This window comes from Streptomyces griseobrunneus (assembly GCF_046713465.1).
GTDB lineage: Bacteria > Actinomycetota > Actinomycetes > Streptomycetales > Streptomycetaceae > Streptomyces > Streptomyces microflavus.
Genome location: NZ_CP177080.1, coordinates 2,482,904 through 2,508,138, shown reverse-complemented (window position 1 = coordinate 2,508,138; position 25,235 = coordinate 2,482,904). Strand labels below are relative to the sequence as shown.

25 protein-coding genes are annotated in these 25,235 nt (G+C 71.3%); 15 read left to right on the top strand and 10 right to left on the bottom strand.

From position 1 onward, the window contains the following. Positions 1-51 precede the first annotated feature (51 nt). From ACK8N7_RS10955 to ACK8N7_RS10945, 3 genes are read left to right on the top strand one after another with little or no spacing between them, the layout of a single operon-like run. Positions 52-1,062 carry a carbohydrate ABC transporter permease gene (locus tag ACK8N7_RS10955; protein ID WP_032757899.1) on the top strand — a complete coding sequence of 337 codons (1,011 nt, stop codon included), beginning with the start codon at positions 52-54 and terminating at the stop codon, positions 1,060-1,062. Continuing rightward, positions 1,059-1,919, top strand: coding sequence for a carbohydrate ABC transporter permease (locus ACK8N7_RS10950; protein ID WP_403209608.1), 861 nt, complete (start codon positions 1,059-1,061; stop codon positions 1,917-1,919). The genes ACK8N7_RS10955 and ACK8N7_RS10950 overlap by 4 nt, the downstream gene beginning before the upstream one ends. 9 nt (positions 1,920-1,928) lie before the next feature. Beyond that, complete coding sequence (locus ACK8N7_RS10945; RefSeq protein WP_403209610.1) at positions 1,929-3,458, top strand: glycoside hydrolase family 3 protein; 1,530 nt, start codon at positions 1,929-1,931, stop codon at positions 3,456-3,458. 221 nt (positions 3,459-3,679) lie between these two features. On the opposite strand, the gene nagB is transcribed toward ACK8N7_RS10945, so the two are convergent. Next, entirely contained in the window at positions 3,680-4,465 is a 786-nt protein-coding gene (nagB, locus tag ACK8N7_RS10940) for a glucosamine-6-phosphate deaminase (RefSeq protein ID WP_015611265.1), read from the bottom strand. Positions 4,466-4,711: 246 nt separating this feature from the next. On the opposite strand from nagB, the gene ACK8N7_RS10935 reads away from it, so the two are divergent. Together ACK8N7_RS10935 and ACK8N7_RS10930 are read left to right on the top strand one after the other, a co-directional pair. Then, a complete protein-coding gene (locus ACK8N7_RS10935) occupies positions 4,712-5,794 on the top strand; it encodes an SIS domain-containing protein (protein WP_403209612.1) in 1,083 nt (360 codons plus the stop codon). A gap of 566 nt (positions 5,795-6,360) precedes the next feature. Then, complete coding sequence (locus ACK8N7_RS10930; protein ID WP_403209614.1) at positions 6,361-7,827, top strand: sensor histidine kinase; 1,467 nt, start codon at positions 6,361-6,363, stop codon at positions 7,825-7,827. A 182-nt stretch (positions 7,828-8,009) separates the two neighbouring features. Here the strand turns inward: ACK8N7_RS10930 and ACK8N7_RS10925 are convergent, their stop codons facing one another. Continuing rightward, positions 8,010-8,267, bottom strand: a complete 258-nt coding sequence (locus tag ACK8N7_RS10925) for a WhiB family transcriptional regulator (RefSeq protein ID WP_003953983.1) — start codon at positions 8,265-8,267, stop codon at positions 8,010-8,012. A gap of 320 nt (positions 8,268-8,587) precedes the next feature. Further along, positions 8,588-9,556, bottom strand: a complete 969-nt coding sequence (locus ACK8N7_RS10920) for a diacylglycerol/lipid kinase family protein (RefSeq protein WP_403209616.1) — start codon at positions 9,554-9,556, stop codon at positions 8,588-8,590. Positions 9,557-9,713: 157 nt separating this feature from the next. Here ACK8N7_RS10920 and ACK8N7_RS10915 point away from each other — a divergent pair, with 157 nt between their 5' ends. Beyond that, entirely contained in the window at positions 9,714-10,163 is a 450-nt protein-coding gene (locus ACK8N7_RS10915) for a hypothetical protein (protein WP_403209618.1), read from the top strand. A gap of 55 nt (positions 10,164-10,218) precedes the next feature. On the opposite strand, the gene ACK8N7_RS10910 is transcribed toward ACK8N7_RS10915, so the two are convergent. The 3 genes from ACK8N7_RS10910 to ACK8N7_RS10900 form a co-directional block, all read right to left on the bottom strand. Continuing rightward, on the bottom strand, positions 10,219-11,142 hold the full coding sequence (locus ACK8N7_RS10910) for an RNA polymerase sigma factor SigF (protein WP_500442074.1): 924 nt from the start codon (positions 11,140-11,142) through the stop codon (positions 10,219-10,221). Positions 11,143-11,165: 23 nt separating this feature from the next. Beyond that, entirely contained in the window at positions 11,166-11,579 is a 414-nt protein-coding gene (locus ACK8N7_RS10905) for an ATP-binding protein (protein ID WP_403209621.1), read from the bottom strand. A 231-nt stretch (positions 11,580-11,810) separates the two neighbouring features. Next, positions 11,811-12,071 (bottom strand): UBP-type zinc finger domain-containing protein, encoded by a 261-nt coding sequence (locus tag ACK8N7_RS10900; protein WP_403209623.1) that lies wholly within the window; start codon positions 12,069-12,071, stop codon positions 11,811-11,813. A gap of 35 nt (positions 12,072-12,106) precedes the next feature. Between ACK8N7_RS10900 and ACK8N7_RS10895 the strand changes: the two genes are divergently transcribed. Further along, a complete protein-coding gene (locus ACK8N7_RS10895; RefSeq protein ID WP_403209625.1) occupies positions 12,107-13,708 on the top strand; it encodes a Na+/H+ antiporter in 1,602 nt (533 codons plus the stop codon). On the opposite strand, the gene ACK8N7_RS10890 is transcribed toward ACK8N7_RS10895, so the two are convergent. The 3 genes from ACK8N7_RS10890 to ACK8N7_RS10880 all read right to left on the bottom strand — a co-directional run bounded on the left by ACK8N7_RS10890 (position 13,684) and on the right by ACK8N7_RS10880 (position 16,439). Then, positions 13,684-14,613 carry a 1-aminocyclopropane-1-carboxylate deaminase/D-cysteine desulfhydrase gene (locus tag ACK8N7_RS10890; protein ID WP_500442072.1) on the bottom strand — a complete coding sequence of 310 codons (930 nt, stop codon included), beginning with the start codon at positions 14,611-14,613 and terminating at the stop codon, positions 13,684-13,686. The genes ACK8N7_RS10895 and ACK8N7_RS10890 overlap by 25 nt on opposite strands. A 59-nt stretch (positions 14,614-14,672) precedes the next feature. Further along, complete coding sequence (locus tag ACK8N7_RS10885) at positions 14,673-15,869, bottom strand: globin domain-containing protein (protein ID WP_500442070.1); 1,197 nt, start codon at positions 15,867-15,869, stop codon at positions 14,673-14,675. Positions 15,870-15,992: 123 nt separating this feature from the next. Next, positions 15,993-16,439 carry an RrF2 family transcriptional regulator gene (locus ACK8N7_RS10880; protein ID WP_500442068.1) on the bottom strand — a complete coding sequence of 149 codons (447 nt, stop codon included), beginning with the start codon at positions 16,437-16,439 and terminating at the stop codon, positions 15,993-15,995. Positions 16,440-16,614: 175 nt separating this feature from the next. Here ACK8N7_RS10880 and ACK8N7_RS10875 point away from each other — a divergent pair, with 175 nt between their 5' ends. The 6 genes from ACK8N7_RS10875 (at position 16,615) to ACK8N7_RS10850 (ending at position 22,070) form a co-directional block, all read left to right on the top strand. After that, entirely contained in the window at positions 16,615-18,021 is a 1,407-nt protein-coding gene (locus tag ACK8N7_RS10875) for a family 2B encapsulin nanocompartment shell protein (RefSeq protein ID WP_403209633.1), read from the top strand. 91 nt (positions 18,022-18,112) lie between these two features. After that, the gene (locus tag ACK8N7_RS10870) at positions 18,113-19,156 is read left to right on the top strand and encodes a family 2 encapsulin nanocompartment cargo protein polyprenyl transferase (protein ID WP_500442066.1); all 1,044 of its coding nucleotides are present in this window, start codon (positions 18,113-18,115) and stop codon (positions 19,154-19,156) included. 95 nt (positions 19,157-19,251) lie between these two features. Beyond that, complete coding sequence (locus ACK8N7_RS10865) at positions 19,252-19,848, top strand: GNAT family N-acetyltransferase (protein WP_500442064.1); 597 nt, start codon at positions 19,252-19,254, stop codon at positions 19,846-19,848. A gap of 57 nt (positions 19,849-19,905) precedes the next feature. Further along, the gene (locus ACK8N7_RS10860) at positions 19,906-20,574 is read left to right on the top strand and encodes a DUF6304 family protein (protein WP_403209639.1); all 669 of its coding nucleotides are present in this window, start codon (positions 19,906-19,908) and stop codon (positions 20,572-20,574) included. A 165-nt stretch (positions 20,575-20,739) separates the two neighbouring features. Continuing rightward, entirely contained in the window at positions 20,740-21,711 is a 972-nt protein-coding gene (locus ACK8N7_RS10855) for a DUF1648 domain-containing protein (protein ID WP_500442062.1), read from the top strand. A gap of 2 nt (positions 21,712-21,713) precedes the next feature. Then, positions 21,714-22,070, top strand: coding sequence for a GntR family transcriptional regulator (locus ACK8N7_RS10850; RefSeq protein ID WP_015611281.1), 357 nt, complete (start codon positions 21,714-21,716; stop codon positions 22,068-22,070). A gap of 170 nt (positions 22,071-22,240) precedes the next feature. Here ACK8N7_RS10850 and snpA read toward each other — a convergent pair whose 3' ends face one another. After that, a complete protein-coding gene (gene snpA / locus ACK8N7_RS10845) occupies positions 22,241-22,897 on the bottom strand; it encodes a snapalysin (RefSeq protein WP_403209643.1) in 657 nt (218 codons plus the stop codon). A gap of 273 nt (positions 22,898-23,170) precedes the next feature. Between snpA and ACK8N7_RS10840 the strand changes: the two genes are divergently transcribed. Together ACK8N7_RS10840 and ACK8N7_RS10835 are read left to right on the top strand one after the other, a co-directional pair. Beyond that, positions 23,171-24,124 carry a LysR family transcriptional regulator gene (locus ACK8N7_RS10840; protein WP_500442059.1) on the top strand — a complete coding sequence of 318 codons (954 nt, stop codon included), beginning with the start codon at positions 23,171-23,173 and terminating at the stop codon, positions 24,122-24,124. A 96-nt stretch (positions 24,125-24,220) separates the two neighbouring features. Beyond that, positions 24,221-25,228: an NAD-dependent epimerase/dehydratase family protein gene (locus tag ACK8N7_RS10835; RefSeq protein ID WP_500442057.1), complete on the top strand. Its 1,008-nt coding sequence runs from the start codon at positions 24,221-24,223 to the stop codon at positions 25,226-25,228. Positions 25,229-25,235 lie beyond the last annotated feature (7 nt).

Sequence of the window (25,235 nt, the reverse complement as noted above, 5' to 3'; positions counted from 1 at the left end):
ACGCCGTGAATTCCGGGGCCCGCCTCGGACCCGCGATGGAAGGTCAGCCACGTGTCTGCCGCTGATACCAAGGCCGTCGGGCCGCCGGTCCCCGTACCACCCGACCCGCAGCCGACCGGGAAGCCGTCGTCCGCCGACGGCGATGCGCCCCGGGTACAGAAGAGGAAGCGGAAAAAGGGTGAGCTCCTCCCCTACTTCCTGATCCTTCCGGCGATCGTGGCGATCGCCGCCGTCTACCTCTACCCGCTCGGCAAGACGGTCATCATGTCCTTCCAGGACATGGGCCGACGCGAACTGTGGTCCGGAGAGCCCGCCCCCTGGGTGGGCTTCCAACAGTTCACGAACATCCTCGGCGACCCCGAGTTCTGGTGGGTCACCTTCCGCACGATCGTCTTCATGGCCATCTGCGTGACGCTGACGATGGGCATCGGGCTGCTGGTCGCCCTGCTCATGCGCAAGCTCTCCACCTGGGTCCGGCTCGTCCTGACGGTCGCCCTCATCGCCGCCTGGTCGATGCCGCTGATGGTCGCCGCCTCGATCTTCCGGTTCATGGCCGACTCGGACTACGGCTTGATCAACACGTTGATCGCCAAGGTCGTCGGCGAGGACTGGCTCGGCCACAACTGGTACCTCAACCCGATCCAGGGCTTCGGCATCATCACCCTGCTGGTCGTCTGGGGCGCCATCCCGTTCGTCGTCGTCACTCTGTACGCCGCCCTCACCCAGGTCCCCCAGGAACTGGAGGAGGCCGCCGCCCTCGACGGCGCCAGCGCCTACGGCATCTACAAGTTCGTCACCTGGCCGGTCATCAAGCCGGTCTTCACCATGGTCGCCACCCTCTCGGTGATCTGGGACTTCAACGTCTTCGGCCAGATCTGGCTGCTGCGCGGCAACAAGCCCGAGCCGGAGTACGAGACCCTCGGCCTCTACTCCTACTCCAAGGCGTTCGAGTCCACCTCCTTCAGCCAGGGCTCCGCGATCGCCCTCATCACGGTGCTGCTGCTGTCCGGCGTGGCCGTGTACTACCTGCGCCAGCTCATGAAGACGGGAGAGGTCGAATGAGCAGTACGACCGAAACACAGGTGCTGCGCCCCGACCGCAAGAAGAGCCGGCTCCACTTCGACATCATCGGCCTCGGCATCGCCGCGGTCATGATCTTCCCGGTGTACTGGCTGGTCATCAGCGCCCTGCGGCCCAACCGGGAGATCCGCAGCTACGACCAGACCCTGTGGCCCACGTCGATCACCTTCGACAACTTCGTACGGGCCACCGAGATGCCGAACTTCGGCACCGCCATCCAGTCCAGCCTGATCGTCGCCGTCACCGCGGTGGTCGGCGGCATGATCATCGCGACGCTGGCGGCCCTGGCGATCGGCCGGTTCCGGTTCTTCGGCCGCAAGGCCCTGATCCTGGTCATGATCCTGGTCCAGATGCTCCCGCCGACGGCGATGCTCATCCCGATCTACGCCCAGCTCAACGCCATGGGCGGGATCGACGAGTACTGGGGCCTGATCGTCGTCTACCTGGTCTCCACGCTGCCCTTCGCCACCATCATGATCCGCGGCTTCGTCGTGAACATCCCGGTGGAGCTGGAGGAGTCCGCGATGGTGGACGGCTGCACCCGCTTCCAGGCCTTCCGCCGCGTGATCTTCCCGCTGCTCGCCCCCGGGCTCGCCGCCGCGTCGATCTTCGCGCTGGTCAACGCCTGGAACGAGTACCTGTTCGCGTACATCCTGATCAACGACAACTCCAAGTACACGCTGAACGTGTGGCTGATGACGTTCACCACCGAGCGCGGAACGGACTACGGCGCACTCATGGCGGCCTCGACCATGATCGCCCTGCCCGTCGTCGTGTTCTTCATGATCATCCAGAAGAAGATGGCCGCAGGCCTCACTTCCGGCGCTGTGAAGGGATAGTGCGGGCCCATGACCACCCTCGTTTCCACCACGGACACCCTGACGCGCGACGCGCTCGCGGTGCTCCAGCCCGGATTCACCGGAACCACCGCACCGGACTGGCTGCTGCGCCGCGTCGGTGAAGGGCTCACCGCCGTCGGGCTGTTCGGCCGCAACATCGAATCGCCCGAGCAGCTCGCCGCCCTCACCGCGCGGCTGCGCTCCGAGCGGGACGATGTCCTCGTCGCCATCGACGAGGAGGGCGGGGACGTGACCCGCCTGGAGGTCAGGGACGGCTCCTCGTTCCCCGGCAACTTCGCCCTCGGCTCCGTCGACGACGTCGAGCTCACCCGGGCCGTCGCCCACGAGCTCGGCCGCCGGCTCGCCGCGTGCGGCGTCAACCTGAACTGGGCGCCGTCCGCGGACGTCAACTCCAACCCGGGCAACCCGGTCATCGGCGTACGCTCCTTCGGCGCCGACACCCGGCTGGTGGCCCGGCACACCGCCGCGTACATCGAGGGACTCCAGGCCGCCGGCGTCGCCGCCTGCACCAAGCACTTCCCCGGCCACGGCGACACCGCGGTCGACTCGCACCTGGCGACGCCCCGCATCGATGTGGATCTCGACACCCTGCACGCCCGTGAGCTGCTGCCTTTCCGGGCGGCCATCGCGGCGGGTTCCAAATCGGTGATGAGCGCGCATATCCTGCTTCCCGCACTCGACCCCGACCGCCCCGCCACCCTGAGTCCGCGGATCCTCACCGGTCTGCTCCGTCAGGAACTGGGCTACGACGGTCTGATCGTGACCGACGGTGTGGAGATGGAAGCCATCTCCAGGACCTACGGCATCGAGCGCGGATCGGTCCTCGCGATCGCCGCGGGCGCCGACGCGATCTGCGTCGGCGGCGGGCTGGCCGACGAGGAGACGGTGCTGCGCCTGCGCGACGCCCTCGTCGCCGCGGTGCACAGCGGAGACCTGGCCGAGGAGCGGCTCGCGGACGCGGCCGCTCGTGTACGGGCCCTCGCGTCCTGGACGCAGGGGGCCAGGGGGGACGTCCCGGAGCCGGGCGCGGAAGTGCAGGAGGGGACCGCGCCCGGCACCGGAGTCAGCTCCGACATCGGCCTGGTGGCGGCCCGTCGCGCGGTGAAGGTCACCGGCACCGGCGACCGGCTGACCGAGCCGGGTTACGTCGCGGAGTTCTCCGCGGTGGCGAACATCGCGGTCGGCGACGAGACCCCCTGGGGCATCGCCGCCGGACTCACCCGGCTCCTGCCGGGCACCGAGGTGGCCACGTACACCGGCGAGAGTACCGACCCGGCGGCCGAGGCGGTCGCGGCGGCGGGGGAGCGGCGCATCGTCGCCGTGGTCCGCGACGAACACCGCCACGCCTGGATGGGCGAGGCGTTGGACGCCCTGCTGGCGGCGCGCCCGGACACGATCGTGGTCGAGATGGGCGTCCCGGAGTCCACCCCCCGGGGAGCCCTCCACATCGCCACCCACGGCGCCTCCCGCGTCTGCGGCCAGGCAGCAGCGGAAGCGGTGACGGGCTCTAAGGCGTAACCGCATCGAGCCCGGACAGAATCAAGCCCGCCCGGTGGGTGACCAAGCGTGTCGGGCGGACAAATCGAGCCCGTCCGACGATTGAGGACAAGGCCGTCAGGCCGGTAATTCGAGCCCGTCCGGCGATTGAGGACAAAGCCTCTCGCCGGACGGGCGGCACAACGGCCGAGGGCCGGGACACCATCAGGCGTCCCGGCCCTCAGCCACGTGCAACGTACGGCCTACAGCCCCTGCCAACCCGGCTTCGCCGCATACGTGGCGCGGAAGTAGTCCGCCAGCTTCAGCTTCGACGCCGCCGCCTCGTCCACCACCACCGTCGCGTGCGGATGCAGCTGGAGCGCCGAGGCCGGCACGATCGAGGCGACCGGCCCCTCCACCGTCTGGGCGACGGCCTCCGCCTTGCCCTCCCCGGTGGCCAGCAGGATCGGGTGCCGGGAGTCCAGGATGGTCCCGATGCCCTGGGTGATCACGTGGTGCGGCACCTGGTCGATGTCGTCGTCGAAGAAGCGCGCGTTGTCCACCCGGGTCTGCTCGGTCAGCGTCTTGATCCGGGTGCGCGAGGCGAGCGAGGAGCACGGCTCGTTGAAGCCGATGTGCCCGTCGGTGCCGATGCCGAGCAGCTGGAGGTCGACCCCACCGGCCTCCGCCAGCGCCCGGTCGTACGCCTCACAGGCCGCCTGGACGTCCTCGGCGGAGCCGTCGGGGCCCATGAAGGAGGCCTCGGAGAGCCCGAGCGGCTCGACGACCTCACGCAGGACCACGGAGCGGTACGACTCCGGGTGGCCCGCGGGCAGCCCGACGTACTCGTCCAGCTGGCAGATGCGGGCGCGCGAGGCGTCGACGGCCCCGGAGGCGACCTTGGCCGCCAGCGCGCGGTAGATGGGCAGCGGGGTAGAACCGGTGGCAACGCCGAGCAGGGCGTCGGGCTTGCGGCTGAGCAGAGAGGCGATGGCCTCCGCGATCAGTTCGCCGCCTGCCGTGGCGTCCGGGACGATGACAACTTCCACGCTGTGCCTGCCGATCTGATGAGTGGAACCCTGTGGTATAGACCAATCAAGGACCCAATCTAGCAGAATCGGGCAGCTGTGCGGTGAACAGCCCGCGCATCGGACCCCCCGCCAGGTCCGCCCGCCCGGTCCGCTGGCGGACCCCGCGATTGCCTGGTCGACTTGTCCGGTACGGCGCCGACGCGGCGGTCCGCGCCCAGTTCCGTACGCCGCCACCGCCGACGTCACCGCATGGGAGGCACCCACATGCCCGCCACCCCTCCACCCGGCCCGGACGACCAGCGCGATGTGCCCGGCCGCATCATGTCCGGCGAGATGGCCGAGCAGCCCGCGATGCTGCGGCGCATCCTCGGACAGGGCGCGCCCCGCATCCACGAGGTGGCCGCCGAGATCGCCGCCAGGAAGCCTCGCTTCGTCCTGCTCACCGCGCGCGGCACCTCCGACAACGCGGCGCTCTACGCGAAGTACCTGCTGGAGATCCGGCTCGGCCTGCCCTGCGGGCTCGCCTCCATGTCCACCACGACGGCCTACGGGGCCAAGCCGGACCTGCGGGACGTGCTGGTCATCACCGTCAGCCAGTCGGGCGGCTCACCGGACCTGGTGGCCTCCACGAGGGCCGCCCGGGAGGCCGGGGCGGTCACCCTCGCCGTCACCAACAACCCGGACTCCGCCCTGGCGGCGGTCTCCGAGTACCACATCGACATCCTGGCGGGCCCGGAGAAGGCGCTCCCGGCGACCAAGACGTACACGGCGTCCCTGCTCTCCCTCTATCTCTTCGTGGAGGGCCTGGGAGGCGGTGACGGCACGCAGGCCGCCTCGGTCCTGCCCGACCTGGCGGGCGCGATCCTGGGCCGCCGGGCCGAGGTCAAGGCGCTGGCCTCCCGCTACCGGTTCGCCGAGCGCATGGTGATCACCTCGCGCGGCTACGGCTACCCCACGGCCAAGGAGGCGGCCCTGAAGCTCATGGAGACCAGCTACATCCCGGCTCTCTCCTACTCGGGCGCCGACCTGCTGCACGGCCCGCTGGCGATGGTCGACAACATCTCCCCGGTGATCGCCGTGGTCACCGACGGCCGGGGCGGCGAGGCCCTCCAGCCGGTGCTGGACCGGCTGCGGGGGCGCGGCGCCGACCTCTTCGTGGTCGGCCCGAAGGCGCAGGTGGAGGCGGCATCGGCGGGCTTCGCGCTGCCGACGTCGGGGGTGCCCGAGGAGCTGCAGCCGATCCTGGAGATCCTGCCGCTGCAGATGCTGGCGTACGAGGTCACCATCGCGCGGGGCCAGGACCCGGACTCACCACGCGCCCTGGCCAAGGTCACGGAGACCCGCTGAGAACAGGCAGACGCACGGACCTCCGGAAACACCCGCGGGCCGCGGCGCCAGGACGGGACCCTCAGCCCGCCCGGCACCGCAGCCCGGGAGCTGCGGGCCTGCCTTTCGGAACAGGCCGGGCTCCCGGGGTCCGGCACGCACATCTGCGGCGTTGCCGTCGGTCGCCGACGCTCCGCGTCGACTCCCTCCTCCGCCTTGCAGCTGCACGCACCGGACCCCGCTCGCTGATCCGGCCTGTTCCAAAAGGCAGGCCCTACCTGGCCGGCGGTGTGCGGTGCCTCCGGCCACTGGAGGCACCGGCGCAGTCAGGGCAGAGAGCGCCGGGTGCCTCGGTCCGCCCTCCTGTGCGGGGAGAGCGGAGATCTTGGTGAACTCATTGTGGACTAGACCAATTGCCCGTGTCCATCCGTGTGCACGACATTCTCCGGTCGCGCCCCGCGCCCTGTCCATCACCTTCCTGCCCGCCGGAGCCCGGTCCACCCGTGGCCCGCCCTGTGGCACGACCCGCCGGACCGATCGGTTCGAACACTCCCGTTCACCCCGGGTACGCTCCACAGGTGCCCTCCATGAACGACCTCGTCCGCCAGCACACCGCTCTGAGCGACACCGACCTCGAGTGGCTCCATCTGCTGGTCTCGGAGTGGCAGCTGCTCTCCGACCTGTCCTTCGCCGACCTCGTGCTGTGGGTCCCCACCCGCGACGGCACGCGGTACGTCTCCGTCGCCCAGATGCGGCCCAACACCGGCCCCACCTCCTACCAGGACGACATGGTCGGCCACCTGGTGCCGCGCGGGCGCCGCCCGCTGCTCGACGCGGCCCTGGACGAGGGCCGGATCGTGCGCGAGGGCGACCCGGAGTGGCGCGAGGAGGTTCCCGTACGGGTCGAGTCCATCCCCGTACGCCGTGAGGGCCGGGTCCTCGGGGTGATCGCCCGCAACACCAACCTGCTCACCGTGCGCACCCCCTCCCGGCTGGAGCTCACCTACCTCCAGTCCGCCTCCGACCTGGCCCAGATGATCGCCGCCGGGTCCTTCCCCTTCCCCGGCCAGCAGGTCGACATGGACGCCTCCCCGCGCGTCGGCGACGGCCTGATCCGGCTGGACGCGGACGGGGTCGTGCAGTACGCCAGCCCCAACGGCCTCTCCGCCTACCACCGCCTCGGCCTCGCCTCCGACCTGGTCGGCCACCACCTCGGCACCACCACCGCCGAACTGGCGCCCTCCCGAGGGCCGGTGGACGAGGCGCTGGTCAAGGTGGCCAGCGGGTACGCGCCGCGCGAGTTCGAGGTGGAGTGCGCGGGCGGGGTGATCCAGTTGCGGGCCATCCCGCTCAAGCCCAAGGGCGTCCGCATCGGCTCGCTGGTCCTGCTCCGGGACGTCACCGAACTGCGCCGCCGCGAACGCGAGTTGATCACCAAGGACGCGACCATCCGGGAGATCCACCACCGGGTGAAGAACAACCTCCAGACGGTGGCCGCCCTGTTGCGCCTCCAGGCCCGCCGGATGGATTCCGAACAGGGGCGCGAGGCGCTCAACGAGGCGGTGCGGCGCGTCGGTTCGATCGCGATCGTCCACGAGACGCTGTCCCAGAACCTGGACGAGCGGGTCGAGTTCGACGAGATCGCCGACCGGGTCATCGCGATGGTCTCGGAGATCTCGCCCGGCAAGGTGACCTGCCGGCGCACCGGCCGCTTCGGCATCCTCGACGCCGAGGTCGCCACCCCGCTCTCCATGGTGCTGACCGAAGTCCTGCAGAACGCCCTGGAACACGCGTTCGTGGTGGGCGATCAGGGCACGGTGGAGGTCTCCGCCGTGCGCGGCGGCTCACCGACCGAGGGCCGGCTCCTCATCACCGTCACCGACGACGGGCGCGGTCTGCCCGAGGGGTTCGACCCGCAGCGGACCGGCAATCTGGGGCTCCAGATCGTACGGACGCTGGTGGAGGGGGAGTTGGGCGGCACGTTCGGCATGGTCCCGGCGCCGGAGCGCGGCACCCAGGTGGTGCTGGACCTGCCGGTGCGCGGCGACAAGTAGCCTTACGGCCGCGAGCGAGCACACAGCAGAGCGGGCCCGGACCGTGGTGACGGTCCGGGCCCGCTCCGTGATGCTCACGTTGCGATGCGCTTCGGGGTACTGCGCGCTGCGACTCGAAGGCGGGGCTGTGCGCACGCTCTGTGCGCGCCGCCGGGCTGAGGCGTGTTTCGTGGGGGCGTCGGTCAGGCGCTGGCGTTACGCGCCCGGTTGCGAGCGGCACGGCGCTTCATCGCGCGGCGCTCGTCCTCGCTGAGGCCACCCCAGACGCCGGAGTCCTGGCCGGACTCGAGCGCCCACTGCAGGCACTGCTCCATGACGGGGCAGCGACGGCAGACGGCCTTGGCTTCCTCGATCTGCAGCAGCGCAGGACCGGTGTTGCCGATGGGGAAGAACAGCTCGGGGTCTTCCTCACGACAAACGGCGTTGTGACGCCAGTCCATGGCTGCTACCTCTCCTTGGTATTACACGCTTGTTGCTTGTGAATGTGAACGCTTTCACGAATCCCCCCACAGATGACGGGCCGACTCCCAGAAGAACTGGTCGTGGTCTGTGATGGTGAGGAGGGGTTCTGGCTCTCAGTGGAGGCCGGTGTTGCGGGCCGTCCCGATCGCCATGTAGAGATTCGCAAACCTCGGCGGCGGATACAACCCCTTCTGGAAAGTTTTTTTTGATTCCTCGGTGTCGACTAGGTCACAGCCGCACTTCTAAGGGGTGGGGGCCAGGCCAAACGTTCGAGTTAAAGGACTTTCGGCCCTTCCACTCACACAATCACACGCAGTGCACGGCGTACGCCTGTGAACGTCACGCTCGTACGCACTCCCAGGTGGTCGCCGTCCATCTGGAAGGGCAGTGGGACCTTTGAATGCAAGGTGAAGTCCGTGAGGTCATGCAGTGAAACGGCGTGCTTCCCGCGGGGCCCTCTGTCAGGGCTCGAAGTGAGCAGCTGGGTGCCGTAACGGGCCACCGCCGCGGTGGACAGACGCTTCAGTCCGAGGACGTCCAGAGCGGTGTCGAACGAGGCCTTCGGAGAGGCGTACACCGGACGATTCCCCAGGTAGGTCCAGGGGGCGGTGTTGCAGATTATGGAGAGCGCGAGGTCGGTGACGGGGTCCTGGCCGGGCACGTCGAGCGTGATCGTCCCGTGTCTGCGGTGGGCCTCGTCGAGGAACTGCCGCACCACCTGACGTACGTACAGCGCATGGGTCGAACGCTTGCCGTGCTCGCGTTTCTGTTCGACCCGGCCGACCACTCCGGCGTCGAAGCCGAGACCGGCACAGAAAGTGAACCAGCGTTCGGGAACGGACTCGTCCTCGGTGCCCGGGGTGCCGGCCGCGAGGCCCAGGCCGACCGTGCGCTCGCTCCGGTGCTCCAGGGCGTCCAGGATCGCGCCGGTCGCCTCCACCGCGTCGTTGGGCAGCCCCAGGGCGCGCGCGAAGACATTGGTGGAGCCGCCGGGGACCACGGCGAGCTTCGGGACGCCGTCCACGTCCGGGCCCCGGTGCAGCAGCCCGTTCACGACCTCGTTCACCGTGCCGTCACCGCCGAGGGCGACCACCAGATCGATGTCGTCGCTGTCGGCCGCCCGCCGCCCCAGATCCCGCGCGTGACCCCGGTACTCCGTGGTCACCGCCTCCAGCTTCATCTCGCTGGCCAGAGCGTGGATGAGTACGTCACGGGTGCGCGCACTGGTGGTGGTAGCTGCCGGGTTGACCACGAGGAGTGCGCGCATGCCCGTCAGAGTACCTACCGGGCGGTTCGGCCCTGAAGTCGCGGTTCGCTGCGCTCCCGGCCCGTCACGATCCGTGACCCTCACCCGTACGTGACATGCACCGCGCCCACGCACCCCGGCTTCACTTCCGGGCCCCGGGGATGCCAACCTGAAAGGCGTGAGCACTCAAGCGACCTCGTCCTCCCCCTCGCCCGCCGCGGCGGAGCGCCCGCGAAGGATCACCGCCCTCGCCGGGATCAACGCCCTCGAAGGCGCCGCGCTCGCGGTCAGCGGGCTCTACCTGCTGGTGATGGGGGTGCTCGGGCGCCCCGAGAGCCCGCAGCAGGCGGAGACGGTCGGCATCACGCTGATCGCACTGGGCACCATCCCGCTCGCCGCCGCCCGCGGCCTGCTGCTGCTTCGCGGCTGGAGCCGGGGCCCGGCGCTGATCACCCAGATCATGGCGCTGCCCGTGGCCTGGACGCTACTGCGCTCCCAGGGCGCGCTGATCCCCGCCGGAATCGTGCTGGCGGCGGTTGCCGTGACCGGTCTGACGCTCGTCCTGAACCCGGCGACCACCCAGATCCTCGGCCTGCGCAGGGGTGCCGGGGCCAACCCCGGGGCCTGAGTCCCCCAGGGCATCCCCGGGGGCAGGCCGGTCCGCTCCTCGCCTACCCCCGCGCCTACTCCTCGACGAGCAGGCGCTCGCGCAGCTGGGCCAGGGTGCGGGCCAGCAGCCGGGAGACGTGCATCTGCGAGATGCCGACCTCCTGGGCGATCTGCGACTGGGTCATGTTCCCGAAGAACCGCAGCAGCAGGATCCGCTTCTCGCGCGGCGGCAGGTCCTCCAGGAGCGGCTTGAGCGACTCCCGGTATTCCACGCCCTCCAGCGCCTCGTCCTCCGAGCCCAGCGTGTCCGCGACCGCCGGGGACTCGTCGTCCGTGTCCGGCACGTCCAGCGAGAGCGTGCTGTACGCGTTGGCCGACTCCAGGCCCTCCAGCACCTCCTCCTCGGAGATGCCGAGCCGCTCGGCCAGTTCGTGAACGGTCGGTGAGCGGCCGTGCTGCTGGGAGAGCTCGGCGGTGGCCGTGGTCAGCGAAAGACGCAGCTCCTGCAGCCGGCGCGGCACCCGCACCGCCCAGCCCTTGTCCCGGAAGTGGCGCTTGATCTCGCCGACGACCGTGGGAGTCGCGTACGTCGAGAACTCCACGCCCCGGTCCGGGTCGAACCGGTCCACCGACTTGATCAGCCCGATCGTGGCGACCTGCGTCAGGTCGTCCAGCGGCTCCCCGCGGTTGCGGAAGCGCCGGGCCAGGTGCTCGACCAGCGGCAGATGCATCCGCACCAGCCGGTTGCGCAGCTCCGCCTTCTCCGCGGAGCCGTCGGGAAGCTCCCGCAACTCGATGAACAGGGCCCGGGCCCTGCTGCGGTCGTGGGGATCGTGGTGCCCGTGCTCGCTCATCTGGCCCGCCCGCTCCTGGGACTGCTCCACCGCGACGTTGAGGCTCTGGGACCCGTCCGCTCCGTCCACCGGATGCGGCCGGGCCTGTTGCTCCGGGATGCCTGCCGGCCGCACCACCCCGGATCGGATCGTCTCGTCCCGCACAGGACCGTCCCCGTTCCCGTCGCTCACGCCGGCCCGGGGCCCGCGCCGCGCTGTTTGTAGAGGCTGATGCTGACCGTACGGTCGTCGGCGACCGTCGAGTCGACCTTGCCGGCCAGTGCGGAGAGCACTGTCCAGGCGAAGGTGTCACGCTCGGGTGCGCGGCCGTCCGTCGTGGGGGCCGACACCGTCACCTCGAGAGAGTCCTCGACGAGACGGAAGACGCAGCTGAGGACGGAGCCGGGCACGGCCTGCTGAAGCAGGATCGCGCAGGCCTCGTCGACCGCGATGCGAAGATCCTCGATCTCGTCGAGAGTGAAGTCCAAACGCGCTGCGAGACCGGCCGTGGCCGTTCGCAGCACCGACAGGTAGGCACCCGCAGCGGGCAGCCGGACTTCTACGAAGTCCTGATTCCCGGGCTCGCCTGCGATCTGGGACACCCTCACCTCCAAGGTGGCACAAACTCTTTCGAGGTTCCGGGAAGGGTGGCCCGGAGCCATGCGGTCGGTCGACGGTTCTCAGCTCGGCGACGCTATCGGATCCATGATGCAGTGTCGCCCGCACCCCATCCCCCGGCCGTCACTCATGGTAAACCCATGAGTACACACAGTGGCTAGGGGTCTGCGGCGTCCAATTACGAAGAACCGGCGCCGGATTGACGTACCCAGACGTCAGACGATCGAACCGTCCTCGAAGCACCAGCGCCAGCCCTCGCCCGGCTCGAAGCTCCGCATCACCGGGTGACCGGTCTCCCGGAAGTGCCCGGTGGCGTGCCGCAGGGGTGAGGAATCGCAGCAGCCGACGTGCCCACAGGTCAGGCAGAGCCGCAGCTGCACGGGGTGGGTCCCCGCGGCCACGCACTCGGGGCAGGTCGCCCCGAGCGGTACGGGCTCGGGGCGTGGCAGATCCGCTACGTGCGCACACTCGCTCATGATGGGCAGGTTACGACGGATCCGAGGAGGGTGAGATGGACGCGCTGCCGCTGGTGGCACTGGTCGCGGCCAGCGCCGCGGTCGCCGGTGCGGCGCGCCGCACCCCGGTTCCGGCCCCCCTCGTCCTGGTCGCCGTCGGCCTCGTCGCGGGCCTGCTGCCGGGCGTTCCGACGTACCACCTCGACGCGCACGTGGTGCTCCCGCTGCTGCTGCCGCCGCTGCTCTACACGGCTGCGATGGACAGCTCCTACCTCGATCTGCGGGCCAACATCCGGCCGGTCGCGCTGCTCTCCGTGGGGTACACCCTCTTCGCGACCATGGCGGTGGGCTGGCTGGCGTACCTCGTGATCCCGGAGCTGCCGCTCACCGCCGCGCTCGTCCTGGGGGCGGTCATCGCGCCGCCGGACGCCGTGACGGCCGCCGCCATCGCGCGCCGGGTCGGGCTGCCCGCCCGCGTCACGACCATCCTTCAGGGTGAGTCGCTGGTGAACGACGCCACGGCGATCACCGCCTTCCGGGTGGCGCTCGCCGCCGCGGTCGGGGAGGGGATGAGCTGGGGCGAGGGGATCGCCGAGTTCCTGCTGGCCGCGGTCGGCGGGGTCGGGGTCGGCCTGCTCCTGATGGTGCCGCTGCACTGGCTGCGCACCCACCTGAAAGAGGCCCTCCTCCAGAACACGCTCTCTCTTCTGATCCCGTTCGTGGCGTACGCGGCGGCCGAACGGGTGCACGCCTCCGGAGTCCTCGCCGTGGTCGTCGTCGCCCTCTACCTGGGACACCGCTCCTGGCAGGTCGACTTCGCCACCCGCCTCCAGGAGGCGGCTGTCTGGAAGATGGTGGCCTTCATCCTGGAGTCCACGGTCTTCGCCCTGATCGGGCTGCAGCTGCCCTTCGTCCTGAAGGGGCTGGAAGCGGGCGGGGTGACGGAAGCCGTCGGGTACGCGGTCATCGTGTTCGTCGCGGTCGTCGTGGTCCGCTTCGTCTGGGTCTACCCGGCCACCTATCTGCCCCGGTGGCTCTCCAAGCGCGTACGGGAACGGGAGCCGGGCACCGACTGGACGGCACCCCTGATCGTCGGCTGGGCGGGCATGCGCGGTGTCGTCTCGCTCGCCGTCGCCTTCTCCATCCCGCTGGTCACGCACGACGGCGAGCCGTTCCCGGGCCGCAACCTGGTGCTGTTCCTGACCTTCACCACCGTCATCGCCACGCTGGTGATCCAGGGCCTGACCCTGCCCGTCCTCGTCCGCGTACTGAAACTGCCGGGACGTGACCCGCAGAAGGAGACGCTCATCGAGGCGCAGGCCCAGAGCGAGGCCTCGGTGGCCGCCGAGGCCCGTCTGGACGAGCTGCTCGCCGACCCGCACAACAGCCTGCCGCCGCCGCTGGCCGACCGGCTGCGCAGCGTGCTGGACCGCCGCCGCAACGCCGTCTGGGAGCGCCTGGGGACGGCCGACCCGGTCACGGGTGAGTCGGCGGACGACACCTACCGCCGGCTCTCCCGCGAGATGATCGAGGCCGAGCGCGAGGTCTTCGTCCGGCTCCGGGACGAGCGGCGGATCGACGACGAGATGATGCGTACGCTGCTGCGCCGGCTGGACCTGGAGGAGGCGGCCGCCTACCGGGAGGCGGACGACTCCTGAGGGGGCTGTGTGCCAGGGGTTCCGGTGACGACCGCGCCCACCCGGGTGCCCGGCGCGAACGCCCCCTCCTCGGCCAGGGCCGTCAGCGCGAACAGCAGTTTGGCGACGTAGACCCGCTCGACCGGCAGCCCGTGCCGGTCCTCGAAGTCCGCGGCGAAGGCGTCCAGTTCCGGGGTCGTACGGGCGTAGCCGCCGAAGGTGAAGCGCTCGTCCAGCGACCAGTGACCGGCCGGTCCGCCGAACGCCTCGCGCTGGAGTGCGGTGACGGCCGCCCCGAGGAAGCCGCCGCGCAGCACGGGTACGCCCAGGGCGCGCTGCCCGCCGTCCAGCCCGGCGGCCAGCCCGGCCAGGGTGCCTCCGGTCCCGCAGGCCACGGCCGCCACATCGGTGTGCCCGCGCAACTCCCGCCCCAGCGCTGCGCAGCCCTGTGCGGCCAGGGCGTTGCTGCCGCCCTCCGGGATCACCTCAACGTCCCCGAACAGGCTCAGCAGCCCCTTCAGGACCTCGGGTGAGGCCTTCGCCCGGTAGGTCGTACGGTCCACGAAGTGCAGCCGCATGCCGTCGGCGGCGCACCGGGCGAGCGAGGGGTTGAGCGGCCGGTGCGCCAGCTCGTCGCCGCGCACCACACCGATGGTGGGGAAACCCAGCAGCCGCCCGGCCGCGGCGGTGGCCCGCAGATGGTTGGAGTAGGCGCCGCCGAAGGTCAGCAGGGTCCGCCCGGCGGCCGCCTCCAGGTTGAGGGCGAGTTTGCGCCACTTGTTGCCCGGCAGGTCGGGGTGGATCAGGTCGTCCCGCTTGAGCAGCAGGGTCACCCCGCGCCGGGCGAAACTGTCGTCCCGGACCTCCTGCAACGGGGACGGCGCCCGGGGGCGCAGGAGGGTCTCGGGGCGAGGCGGGTGGTTCACGCGTCCATTGTGGCGCGCCTCGATGACGCCGCCCTGGGCACCGTCATCGAGGCGTCTTCTTATGCGCTCGCCAGCCAGAGGTCCGGGCCGAACACCTCGTAGTGGATGTCGGCCGGGCGCACCCCCGCCTCCAGCAGCAGGGTGCGGACCGTGCGCATGAAGGGGAGCGGGCCGCACAGATAGGCGTGGGTGCCCGGCAGCACGGTGATGCCGTTCAGGTCGACGAGCCCTGTGCGGTGGACCGGGTGGCCGGCCTCCGGGGCCTCGTACCAGAAGTGCGGCTCGGCCTCCGGGAGCTTCTCCGTCAGCCGGAGGTGGTGGGTGCGCAGGGCGTGGTCGGCGGGCGAACGGTCGCCGTGCACCACGGTGACCGGGCGGTCGTGGCCCTGCTCGGCCAGGTACTCCAGCATCGACAGCATGGGGGTGCAGCCGATCCCCGCCGAGGCGAGCAGCAGCGGCGCGTCCAGGTGGTCGAGGACCAGGTCCCCGTAGGGGACGGAGACGTGCAGCCGGTCGCCCACGCGGGTGTGCTCGTGCAGGCGGAGGGAGACCTCGCCGTCGGGGGCCGCCTCCCCGCGGACCCGCTTCACCGTGATGGAGCGCAGCCGGGAGCCGGGGGAGGAGGAGAGGCTGTACTGGCGTATCTGCCGGGCCCCGTCCGCCAGCGCGACCTGTACGGAGACGTACTGGCCGGGCCGGAAGGCGGGGGCGTCACCGCCGTCCGCCGGGCGCAGGTGGAAGGTGGCGACGTCCTCGGTCTCCTCGATCCGGGCGGCGACCTCCCACTCCCGCCACACATCGCCCGCCAGGACGCCCTGCTGGGCGTAGAGCCGCTCCTCGACGGCGATGAGGGCACCCGCCATCAGCCAGTAGACCTCGTCCCAGGCCGCGGCGACCTCCGGGGTGACGGCGCCCCCCAGGACGTCGGCGATGGCGGCGAAGAGATGGGTGTGCACCACTTCGTACTGCTCGGGGGTCACCCCCAGTGAGGCGTGCTTGTGGGCGATCCGGTTCAGCATCACGTCGGGCCGGGTGCCGGGGTGTTCGACCAGTGCGGTCGCGAAGGCGGCGATGGATCCGGCCAGTGCTGTGCGCTGGTCGCCCGATGCCTGGTTGCCCCGGTTGAACAGATCGCGGAGCAGTTCGGGATGGGCCTCGAAGAGCTTCTCGTAGAAGAGGCCGGCGATGTCCCCGATGGCCGCGCCGACGGCGGGGAGGGTGGCGCGGACGGTGGCGGTGGACCGGTCGGAGAGCATGGCTGGGGAGCTCCTCTGTTAATTGGTATTCAAGATGCGTATTTTTGGGCAACGGAGGACGGGTGATGGGCGGGGGTCGTGGGTGGGGTGAAAGGGGGTGCGGGGAGTCCGGGCCGTCCGGGCTCAGTCCGTCCGCGGGCCGCTGCCGATGCCGAGCAGCAGGGGGCCGGTGGGGGAGGCGACGAGATCCGTGACGGTGATCGGGTCGAGCGAGGCGTAGAAGGCGTCCTGGGCCTTCCGCAGGGCGCCGCGCAGCCGGCAGGCGGAGCGCAGCGGGCACGGGGTGGGGCCCTCGCACTCCACGACGTCGTCCGTGCCCTCCAGCTCCCGGACGAGAGTGCCGATCGAGGCGGAGAGCCCGGCCGTGGTCAGCGTGAGTCCGCCGCCCCGCCCCCGGCGGGCGTCGAGCAGTCCGAGGTGCTGCAGGCGGGCGACGACCTTGGCCGTGTGCGTGTAGGGCACCCGCATGGTGTCCGCCACCTCGCGCGTGGTGGGCGCGTCCGCGCCCTCGGCGACCGCCAGCCGCATGAGGACGCGGAGCGCCACGTCGGTGAATCGGGTCAGCCGCATGACTCCACCCTAGATAAGTGGCATCTGAGATGCAACTTTTGCGGTCCGCGGGGCGACGAGGGGCAACATGCCCCACCCGAGGGCTGATTAGTCACACTCTTTTGTGTAATGGCGGGCGACGTCCCCTGCTGAAAGGCTTCTCCAGCAGGTCAGCCCATGATCGAAAGGACGTCAGATGTCCGTTGGTGAAGAGGTTCGCGACACGCAGGCGCCGCCGCAGCAGAGTCTGGGGACGGCGGCTGCGCGGAACCTCGCGACGACCACCAAGTCCGCGCCGCAGATGCAGGAGATCACCTCACGGTGGCTGCTGAAGATGCTGCCGTGGGTGCAGGTACAGGGCGGTACGTACCGGGTGAACCGTCGGCTCAGCTATTCGGTCGGTGACGGCCGGGTGACGTTCGTCCAGACCGGGGACCGGGTCTCCGTGATCCCCGCCGAGCTGGGGGAACTGCCCGCTCTGCGCAATTTCGGGGACGAGGAGGTCCTCGCCGAGCTCGCCCGCAGGTGCGAGCAGCGGGACGTGGCCGCGGGGGAGGTGCTCGCCGCGTCGGGGGACGCGGCGGACCGGGTCTTCCTGGTTGCGCACGGCAAGGTCGAGAAGATCGGCTCAGGTCTCTACGGGGACGAGACGGAGCTCGAAGTGCTTGCCGACGGCGCGTACTTCGGTGACCGGAGCCTGGTCGACGGTGACGCCGTCTGGGAGTACACCGCCCGGGCCGTCACCGCCTGCACGCTGCTGACGCTCAGCCGCGCGGATGTGTTCAACCTGGCGGAGCGGGCCGAGCCGCTGCGCGCCCATCTCGCCGGTCTGCTCTCCATCCCGCACCAGCGGACCAACAAGTACGGCGAGGCGGCGATCGACCTCTCCGCCGGCCACGTGGGCGAGGCCGTCGTCCCGCACACCTTCGTCGACTACGACGCCGCACCCCGCGAGTACGAGCTGAGCGTCGCCCAGACGGTGCTCAAGGTGCACAGCAGGGTCGCCGACCTCTACAACCAGCCGATGAACCAGACCGAGCAGCAGTTGCGGCTCACGGTCGAGGCGCTGCGCGAGCGCCAGGAGCACGAGCTCATCAACAACCGGGAGTTCGGCCTCCTCAACAACTGCGACTACGGCCAGCGGCTCCAGCCGCACGACGGGGCGCCCAGCCCCGACGACATGGACGAGCTGCTCTCGCGCCGGCGCGGATCGAAGCTCTTCCTCGCCCACCCGCGAGCCATCGCCGCCTTCGGCCGCGAGTGCAACCGGCGCGGACTGGTCCCGGAGAGCGTGGACATCGGCGGTCACCACGTGCCGGCCTGGCGCGGGGTGCCGATCTTCCCGTCCAACAAGATCCCGGTCACCGATGCCCGCACCACCTCCATCATCTGCATGAGGACCGGTGAGGCCGAACAGGGTGTCATCGGCCTCCAGCAGACCGGAATCCCGGACGAGATCGAGCCGAGCCTCTCGGTCCGCTTCATGGGCATCGACGAGCAGGCGATCATCTCCTACCTCGTGACCGCGTACTACTCCGCCGCCATCCTGGTACCGGACGCCCTCGGCGTACTGGAGAACGTGGAGGTGAGCCGCTGGCGCTGACCCCGTGTCACCCCCGGGGGTCCGGTCGGCCGACACCGGCCGGGCCCCCGGGGCCCGCCCCATCGCACCGCCCCAGGGAGTGACCGTGACCATGACCAGTACGGACGCAGCGACGGAAGGGCACGAGGCCGCGGCGCTGCTGGAGCGCACCCGCCGACTCGTCGACCCGCATCTGCGATCGGCCGTGGAATCGCTGCCGGGTGGCATACGCCGGATCGCGATGTACCACTTCGGCTGGGAGAACGCCGACGGAACGCCCGCCGCCGGACAGGCGGGCAAGGCCATCCGGCCGGCGCTCGTGCTGGCCGCCGCCCGCGCACTGGGCGGCGATCCGGAACGCGCCGTGCGCGCCGCCGTAGCCGTCGAGCTGGCGCACAATTTCACCCTGCTCCACGACGACGTCATCGACGAGGACACCACCCGCAGACACCGGCCCACCGCCTGGGCCGTCTTCGGCGTCCCGGACGCGATCATCACCGGCGACGCCATGCTGGCCCTCGCCCAGCGGCTGCTGGCCGAGGACACCCACCCGGCCGCACAGCGGGCATCCGCCCGCCTCTCGACCTGTGTCATCGAGCTCTGCGCGGGCCAGCAGGCCGACTGCGCCTTCGAGGACCGCGGCCCGGACGAGGTCACCCTGGACGAATGCCTGACCATGGCGACGGCCAAGACCGGCGCCCTGCTCGGCTGCGCCTGCGCGCTCGGCGCCCTCTACGCCGGGGCGGAGGACCGGGCGGTCCGTGCCATGGACGGCTTCGGGCGGGAGGCCGGCCTGTCGTTCCAGCTCATCGACGACCTGATCGGCATCTGGGGCGACCCGGCCCTCACCGGCAAGCCCGTCGGCGCGGACCTGGCCGCCCACAAGAAGTCGCTGCCCGTCGTGGCGGCGCTGACCTCCGGCACCCCGGCCGCAGCCGAGCTCGCTGCGCTCTACCGGGGGCCCATGACCACCTCCGCGGAGGTGGACCGGGCGGCCGACGCCGTGGACCGGGCCGGCGGCCGGGACTGGGCCCAGGTCTGTGCCGCCGACCGGATGGCCCGGGCGGTCCACCACCTCTCCCGGGCGGTCCCCGAACCCGGCGGGGCCGGTGACCTGCTGGCCCTGGCCGAATTCGTCACCCGCCGCACCAGCTGACCGGCCCGCTCCGACCGGCGCCCGCCTCTCAACTCCTATGATTCCGGAGGCTCATCGGGAGCCGGAAGCAGCAGGCGAAGGGGCGGAAGCCGGTCATGGGCATACGCATACAGCAGGCGGGCCAGGACGACAGGGAGCTGGTCGTAGCGGTCCTGGAGGAGGCCTTCCACCACGACCCGGTGAGCAGCTGGGTCTTCCCCGACGAGGCGCACCGGCGGGCGGTGCACGGCAGGTTCCTCGGCGTCTTCGCCGACATCACCCTCGCCGAAGGCCGTATCGACGTGGCGGAGGACGGCGCCGCGGTGGCCCTGTGGCTGCCGGTGCCCGCCGGTGCGCCCGAGGAGGAGGACCCCACACCCGCCCTGATGCGGCAGACCGCCGACCCCGACAACGAGCGGTGCGAACTGGTCGGAAGGCTGACCGGGAAGGTGCACCCGCACGACCGCGCCCACTCCTACCTGCTCATGATCGGTGTCTCCCCGCAGCGCCAGGGGGAGGGCCTTGGGGCCGAGCTCATCCGGGCGGAGCTGGACCGCTGCGACCGTGACGGCGTACCCGCCTACCTGGAGGCGAGCAGTGCCCGCAGCCGTACGCTCTACGAACGGCTCGGCTTCCGCTTCCTGGGAAGCGCCGTCGAACTGCCCGACGGCCCGTCGATGTGGCCCATGTGGCGTGAGCCGCAAGCGGGTTGACCCGTCGGCGGAGGGTGGCACCGGGGCCGCGCCGGACAGGGACTACAGTCCCTGCTCATGACAGATGAGTCGTGGGCCGGCTGGTACCGGGACCGCAACGGTTCCGATGCCGTCGTTCTCACCACGGACGGACAGCAGCTCCGGATCCGGATCAGAGGGGTCGACTTCGAGGGCGAGAGCCTCGACGACCTGGCACCGGTGTCGGGCACACCTCCGGAGAGCGGGATGTTCGCCCTGGCGGACGGCGCGCTCACCGACTGCGTACTGGAGTGGGACCTCCCGCTGCCCGTCCTCGTCGCGGGCGCCCTGCGCCAGGCCACCCTCGGCTGCCTGCTCTCCCTGCGCCGGGTCGACCCGGACCTCTACCTCACCCTCCACCTGGACGGCGCGGTGTACGAATCCGCCCGCGCCGAAAGCGACTTCGCCGCCGCGCTGACGGCGATCCAGCGCGTCCTCCCGGACGGCATCCAGCTCCAGACCTGCATCGCCTGCGCCTTCTCCGACTACTTCCCGGCCCCCGGCCGCGGTCTCTCCGGCGGTCTCGCCTGCTTCCGCGGGGCCAAGGACGCCTACCGGGACACGGAGGGCGAGGACGCCGTGCTGGACCTGTGGGACCGGCGGACCGGATTCGTCCAGGAGATCTGGAGCTGCAAGGAGTTCGAGGTGCGCCCGGTCCGGGGCGCCGGAACCGGCCACCGGGGAGCCTTCCCCCTCGAACCGGCCTGAGAACCGGCACCTTCCCACCTGCCCATCCCTGCCCCGTATCGCAACTCCGGTACGGGGCAGACCTGTTCCCGCGCCTGTTCCCGCACCCGGGCACGGCGCCCGCTGCCGCAACGCCATTGCCTCACCTCCAGTTGTTCTACTAACATGCGAACAATGGACGTTTCCATGACACGCAAGAACCTTGGCCTCGCCACACTCGCGGCCCTGCCCTTTGTCCTCGCCTTCCTCATCCACCTGATCCTCTTCATCGCCCTCAAGGACCGGCTGCCCGCCCGGCTGGCCGGCCACTTCGACGTCTCCGGAGACGCGAACGGCTATGTCGACCGCACCACCTACGTCCTCGCCACCGCCCCCGTGCTGCCCGTGCTCGGCGCCGTGTGGGTCCTCATGGCGGTCGGCGGAAGGATGTACGGGCGCGCCCACCGCCTGCTCATCGGCGGCGGCTGGGCCGTCGCCGCCTTCCTCCAGTACGTGCTGGGCGCCGCCCTGATCGTCAACCTGGACACACCCGAAGGGGGGCCGGCCGGCAGCTTCCCCATGTGGCACCTCGCCGTGGCCTTCGGGGTGGCTGCCCTGGCCGGAGCGGTCGGGCTGCTGCTGGCCCGGCTGGTCCCGGCACCGGAAGACCCCGACGCGGGGAAGGACCCCGCCGACCGCGAGCGGATCGCGCTCGCCGACGGTGAGGTGGCCGGCCGGGCGCGCACCACCGGCGCCTGGTGGACTCCGGTGGGCGCCCTGGTGCTCGCGGCCACCGCCACGGGGTTCGGCTACGGGGGCAACCGGTACGTCGGCGCCGCCCTGTTGGTCCTCACCCTGCTGGTGCTCGCCTTCAGCCGCGCCCATGTCACCGTGGACCGGCGCGGCCTCACCGTCTCCGGTCTGCTGCCCTGGCCCCGCGTCCAGGTCCCGCTGGAGCGCATCGAGTCGGCGGACAGCCGGCAGGTCGACGCGGTCGCGGAGTTCGGTGGCTGGGGCTACCGCATCCGCCCGGGCCGCACCGGCTTCATCGTCCGCTCGGGCGAGGCCATCGTCGCCCGGCAGACCGGCGGACGTGAATTCGCGGTCACCGTCCAGGACTCCGCGACCGGCGCCGCCCTGCTCAACACCCTCGTCGACCGGAACCGGGCGGGGCGCTGACCATGCTGTTCCGGCTCGACCCCACCTCCACCGTGCCGCTCGGCGACCAGATCGCGGCCTCGGTGCGCCGCGCGGTCGCCGACTCCACGGTGACCCCGGGCGAGCGGCTCCCAGCCGCCCGGGTGCTCGCCGAGTCCCTCGGGGTGAACGTTCACACGGTGCTGCGCGGCTACCAGCGACTGCGCGAGGAGGGGCTGATCGAACTGCGGCGCGGCCGCGGTGCGGTGGTCACCGCGGGCGCCTCGCCCCGCCGGGCCCAGCTGCTGGAGCGGGTCCGCGAAGTGGTCGCGGACGCCCGGGAGCTGGGCATGACGGAGGAGGAGCTGCTGACGCTGGTCCGCGCCGAACTGTCCACCTGACGCCACCGGCGTACGGCAGAAGGCTGAGCGCGCAGGCTCGTCGGCGCTTCCGGGCCGAGCCCTGTCTCCGGCCGCAGCACGGAGGGCCGTTCCGCGTCCGGAACGGCCCTCTGCTCATGCGGGTGAAGCGGTCAGCTGATGGCGGGTGGTGCGGGTCGGTCCGCCCGGGGTCAGGAGGCGGTGCCGGCCAGAGCGGCGGCGAAGCCGTTCTGCCAGAGGTAGTTCACCCGCGACCGCTCGTTGGCGTCCGGCTGGGCGTTGGTGCACGACGGGCCGGGGCCGCCACCGGACATCAGCTGGCTGCACGGACCGGAGTAGGTGTCCGGCAGGCCGAGCACGTGCCCGGTCTCGTGCGTGGTGACGCGGGTCGAGTTGTACTGCTGGTTCTGCCGGTAGTCCAGGAAGATGAAGCCCCGGCCGTGCCCGTTGGTCGAGGCGTACGAACCGCGCGGGTCGTTGCCCTCGCGATAGGTGAAGTCGGCGTTGGAGCCTTCCTGGAGCCGGACGTTGGAGACCGAGCTGTTCCAGATCCGCGTGCTGTTGGCTATCTGGGTGCGGAAGCTCGGGGCGGAGGCCGTGCTGTAGGTGACGGTGACGGCCAGGGCGCCCGGGTTGGCGGCCCGCTTCTCGGCGACGGACTTCATGACCGCGTCGAAGAAGGCCCGGTTCGCGGCGGCGTTCTCGCCCGACCCGTTGTACGCGGCGATGGTGGCGGGGGTGGAGGCGGCAGGGGCAGGAGCGGCAGAGACCGCGGGAGCCGTACCCAGCGCGGCGACGAGGCCGAGCCCGGCGATGGCGGAGGCGATGGCGGTCCGGAGGTGTCTCATGGGGGATTTCTCCTACTGTCCGGTGAACCCACGCCGTGGGGGTTGTCCGCTGAACGGACGGGGCGCGGGGCGGTACGGGGAGAGTGTGGGGGAGCGGACACCCGCCGGGGATGATGCCAACCCGCGATAGCACCGGCCTATCCCCGCCTCCGCCGAGCCGCGCAACCATGACATCGCTCGATGTCGTACCGCCCAACACTCCCTGAATTAACGCCCTTTGATGCGGTTGTGGCCGCTGGTGCCACAGGCGTGGCCGGTCGTAGTCTCCGCTTCATGGAGCTTGAGGTAAGGCACCTCAGGGCGCTGTGCGCCATCGCCGACGCGGGCAGTCTGCACCAGGCGGCGCGCAGGCTCGGCGTCAGCCAGCCCTCCCTGACCACCCAGCTGCGCCGGATCGAGAACTCGCTCGGCGCCGAGCTGTTCAGCCGCGAACGCACCGGCTGCCGCCCGACCCCCCTGGGGTGGGCCGTCCTCAGCCGGGCCCGGCCGCTCGTCGACGGGATGAGCGCCCTGGTCACCCACGCCCTCGCGGAGGCGGACGCCACCCGCTCCCGGGGCCCCCGGCTGCGCATCGGCTCCACCGCGAGCCGGGTCATCGGAAGCTGGCTCCGCCGGCTGCGGGTCGCCCTGCCCGGTACGGAGATATCCCTGCGGGTCGACGTCTCGGCCCACGCACTCCTGCGCTCGGTCGACGCGGGCCGGCTGGACGTCGCCTTCGTGCACGAGGTGGAGGGCTGCCCGCTGGACCTCCCGGCCGGCCTGGACCAACGCGTACTCCTGGACCGCGAACCGCAGTTCATCTCCCTCTCCCGGGACCATCCGGCCGCCCGCCGCCGCGTCGTGGAGCTCGGGGACCTGGCCGGGGACCGGTGGATGGTCGATCCGACGGTGGACGGCGAGTGGGACGGGGTACGCCGGGTGCTCGGGGCCGCCGGGCTCGACCCGCCGGTCCTGCACGGGGACTACCTCACCGCGGCCTCCCTCGTCGTGCTCGGCGAGGCCGTCGCGCCCTGCCAGCCCACCTCCGGACCGCGCGACGACATGGCGATCCGCCCGCTGCGCGACGACCCGCTAGCCGTCCGGCTGCTCCTGGTCTCCCGGCCGGAGACGGACACCTCGATGGCGTACGCGGAGCTGGAAGATGCCTACCGGGAGGCGGCCCGGCGCTCCAGCGGCTACTACGAATGGCTGCTGCGCCACCGCAGCCCGCTCGCCCGCACACCTTGACGCCCTGACCTGGCGTCGTGGCGCCCGGGAAGTTCCCCGTTCTGCTGACAGCGTGCTGGTGTTCCCGGGGGCGGCCCGAGCGGGCAGGCTCGGCGCATGAGGCTACTGATGCTGGGCGGTACGGAGTTCGTCGGACGGGCCGTCACCGAGGCCGCGCTGGAGCGGGACTGGCAGGTCACCGTCTTCCACCGCGGCCACCACGCGCCGCCGCCGGGCGTGCGCGTGCTGACGGGCGACCGTACGGGAGGGGAGCAGGGCCTCGCGGCGCTCGCGGGCCACGCGGGCGACTGGGACCTCGTGGTCGACACCTGGAGCGGGGTGCCCACCGCCGTACGGGACTCCGCCCGGCTCCTGGCGGGCCGCGCGGGCCACTACACGTACGTCTCCAGCCGTTCGGTGTACGCCTACCCGGCGCCCGCCGGGCTGGACGAGGACGGACCGCTGGTCGCCGGAGCCTCTCCCGACGAGGACGGCCGGGACGGTGAAGTGCCGTACGACCGGGCCAAGCGCGGCGGGGAGCTGGCGGCCCTCGACGCCTTCGGCGACCGGGCGCTGCTGGCACGGGCGGGGCTGATCATCGGCCCCGGGGAGAACATCGGACGGCTGCCCTGGTGGCTCTCGCGGATCGCCCGTGGCGGCCCGGTGATCGCCCCCGGCCCGCGTACCACGGAGCTCCAGTACGTCGACGCGCGCGACCTGGCGAGCTGGCTCCTGGACGCCGCGACGGCAGGGCTGCACGGCGCGTACAACACGGTCAGCCGCCCCGGCCACACGACCATCGGCGAACTGCTCGACGCCTGTGTCCGGGTCACGGGCTCCGACGCCGAGCTGCGCTGGACGGACCCGGAGACCCTGCTGGCCGCCGGGGTCGAGCCCTGGACCGGACTGCCGATCTGGCTGCCGGAGAAAGAGCTGTACGACACCCTGTTCCGGGGCGGCCACGCCAAGGCCGAGGCCGCGGGGCTGCACTGCCGGCCGGCCGCCGAGACCGTCGCCGACACCTGGGCATGGCTGTGCGAGCGGGGCGGCACCGCACCCCAGCGGCCGGACCGGCCGGCCGTCGGCCTCGATCCCCGGCTGGAGGAGAAGCTGCTGGCTCTCTGAACCCTCC

What these genes read in the sequence shown, in the direction of transcription:
- ACK8N7_RS10885 (WP_500442070.1), bottom strand. Translation starts at nt 15,869, where the DNA reads ATGCTCTCCGACCGGTCCACCGCCACCGTCCGCGCCACCCTCCCCGCC.
- ACK8N7_RS10835 (WP_500442057.1), top strand. Translation starts at nt 24,221, where the DNA reads ATGAGGCTACTGATGCTGGGCGGTACGGAGTTCGTCGGACGGGCCGTC.
- snpA (WP_403209643.1), bottom strand. Translation starts at nt 22,897, where the DNA reads ATGAGACACCTCCGGACCGCCATCGCCTCCGCCATCGCCGGGCTCGGC.
- ACK8N7_RS10860 (WP_403209639.1), top strand. Translation starts at nt 19,906, where the DNA reads ATGACAGATGAGTCGTGGGCCGGCTGGTACCGGGACCGCAACGGTTCC.
- ACK8N7_RS10920 (WP_403209616.1), bottom strand. Translation starts at nt 9,556, where the DNA reads ATGCGCGCACTCCTCGTGGTCAACCCGGCAGCTACCACCACCAGTGCG.
- ACK8N7_RS10840 (WP_500442059.1), top strand. Translation starts at nt 23,171, where the DNA reads ATGGAGCTTGAGGTAAGGCACCTCAGGGCGCTGTGCGCCATCGCCGAC.
- ACK8N7_RS10850 (WP_015611281.1), top strand. Translation starts at nt 21,714, where the DNA reads ATGCTGTTCCGGCTCGACCCCACCTCCACCGTGCCGCTCGGCGACCAG.
- ACK8N7_RS10865 (WP_500442064.1), top strand. Translation starts at nt 19,252, where the DNA reads ATGGGCATACGCATACAGCAGGCGGGCCAGGACGACAGGGAGCTGGTC.
- ACK8N7_RS10870 (WP_500442066.1), top strand. Translation starts at nt 18,113, where the DNA reads ATGACCAGTACGGACGCAGCGACGGAAGGGCACGAGGCCGCGGCGCTG.
- ACK8N7_RS10900 (WP_403209623.1), bottom strand. Translation starts at nt 12,071, where the DNA reads ATGAGCGAGTGTGCGCACGTAGCGGATCTGCCACGCCCCGAGCCCGTA.
- ACK8N7_RS10880 (WP_500442068.1), bottom strand. Translation starts at nt 16,439, where the DNA reads ATGCGGCTGACCCGATTCACCGACGTGGCGCTCCGCGTCCTCATGCGG.
- ACK8N7_RS10855 (WP_500442062.1), top strand. Translation starts at nt 20,740, where the DNA reads ATGACACGCAAGAACCTTGGCCTCGCCACACTCGCGGCCCTGCCCTTT.
- ACK8N7_RS10935 (WP_403209612.1), top strand. Translation starts at nt 4,712, where the DNA reads ATGCCCGCCACCCCTCCACCCGGCCCGGACGACCAGCGCGATGTGCCC.
- ACK8N7_RS10950 (WP_403209608.1), top strand. Translation starts at nt 1,059, where the DNA reads ATGAGCAGTACGACCGAAACACAGGTGCTGCGCCCCGACCGCAAGAAG.
- ACK8N7_RS10895 (WP_403209625.1), top strand. Translation starts at nt 12,107, where the DNA reads ATGGACGCGCTGCCGCTGGTGGCACTGGTCGCGGCCAGCGCCGCGGTC.
- ACK8N7_RS10945 (WP_403209610.1), top strand. Translation starts at nt 1,929, where the DNA reads ATGACCACCCTCGTTTCCACCACGGACACCCTGACGCGCGACGCGCTC.
- ACK8N7_RS10925 (WP_003953983.1), bottom strand. Translation starts at nt 8,267, where the DNA reads ATGGACTGGCGTCACAACGCCGTTTGTCGTGAGGAAGACCCCGAGCTG.
- ACK8N7_RS10875 (WP_403209633.1), top strand. Translation starts at nt 16,615, where the DNA reads ATGTCCGTTGGTGAAGAGGTTCGCGACACGCAGGCGCCGCCGCAGCAG.
- ACK8N7_RS10930 (WP_403209614.1), top strand. Translation starts at nt 6,361, where the DNA reads ATGAACGACCTCGTCCGCCAGCACACCGCTCTGAGCGACACCGACCTC.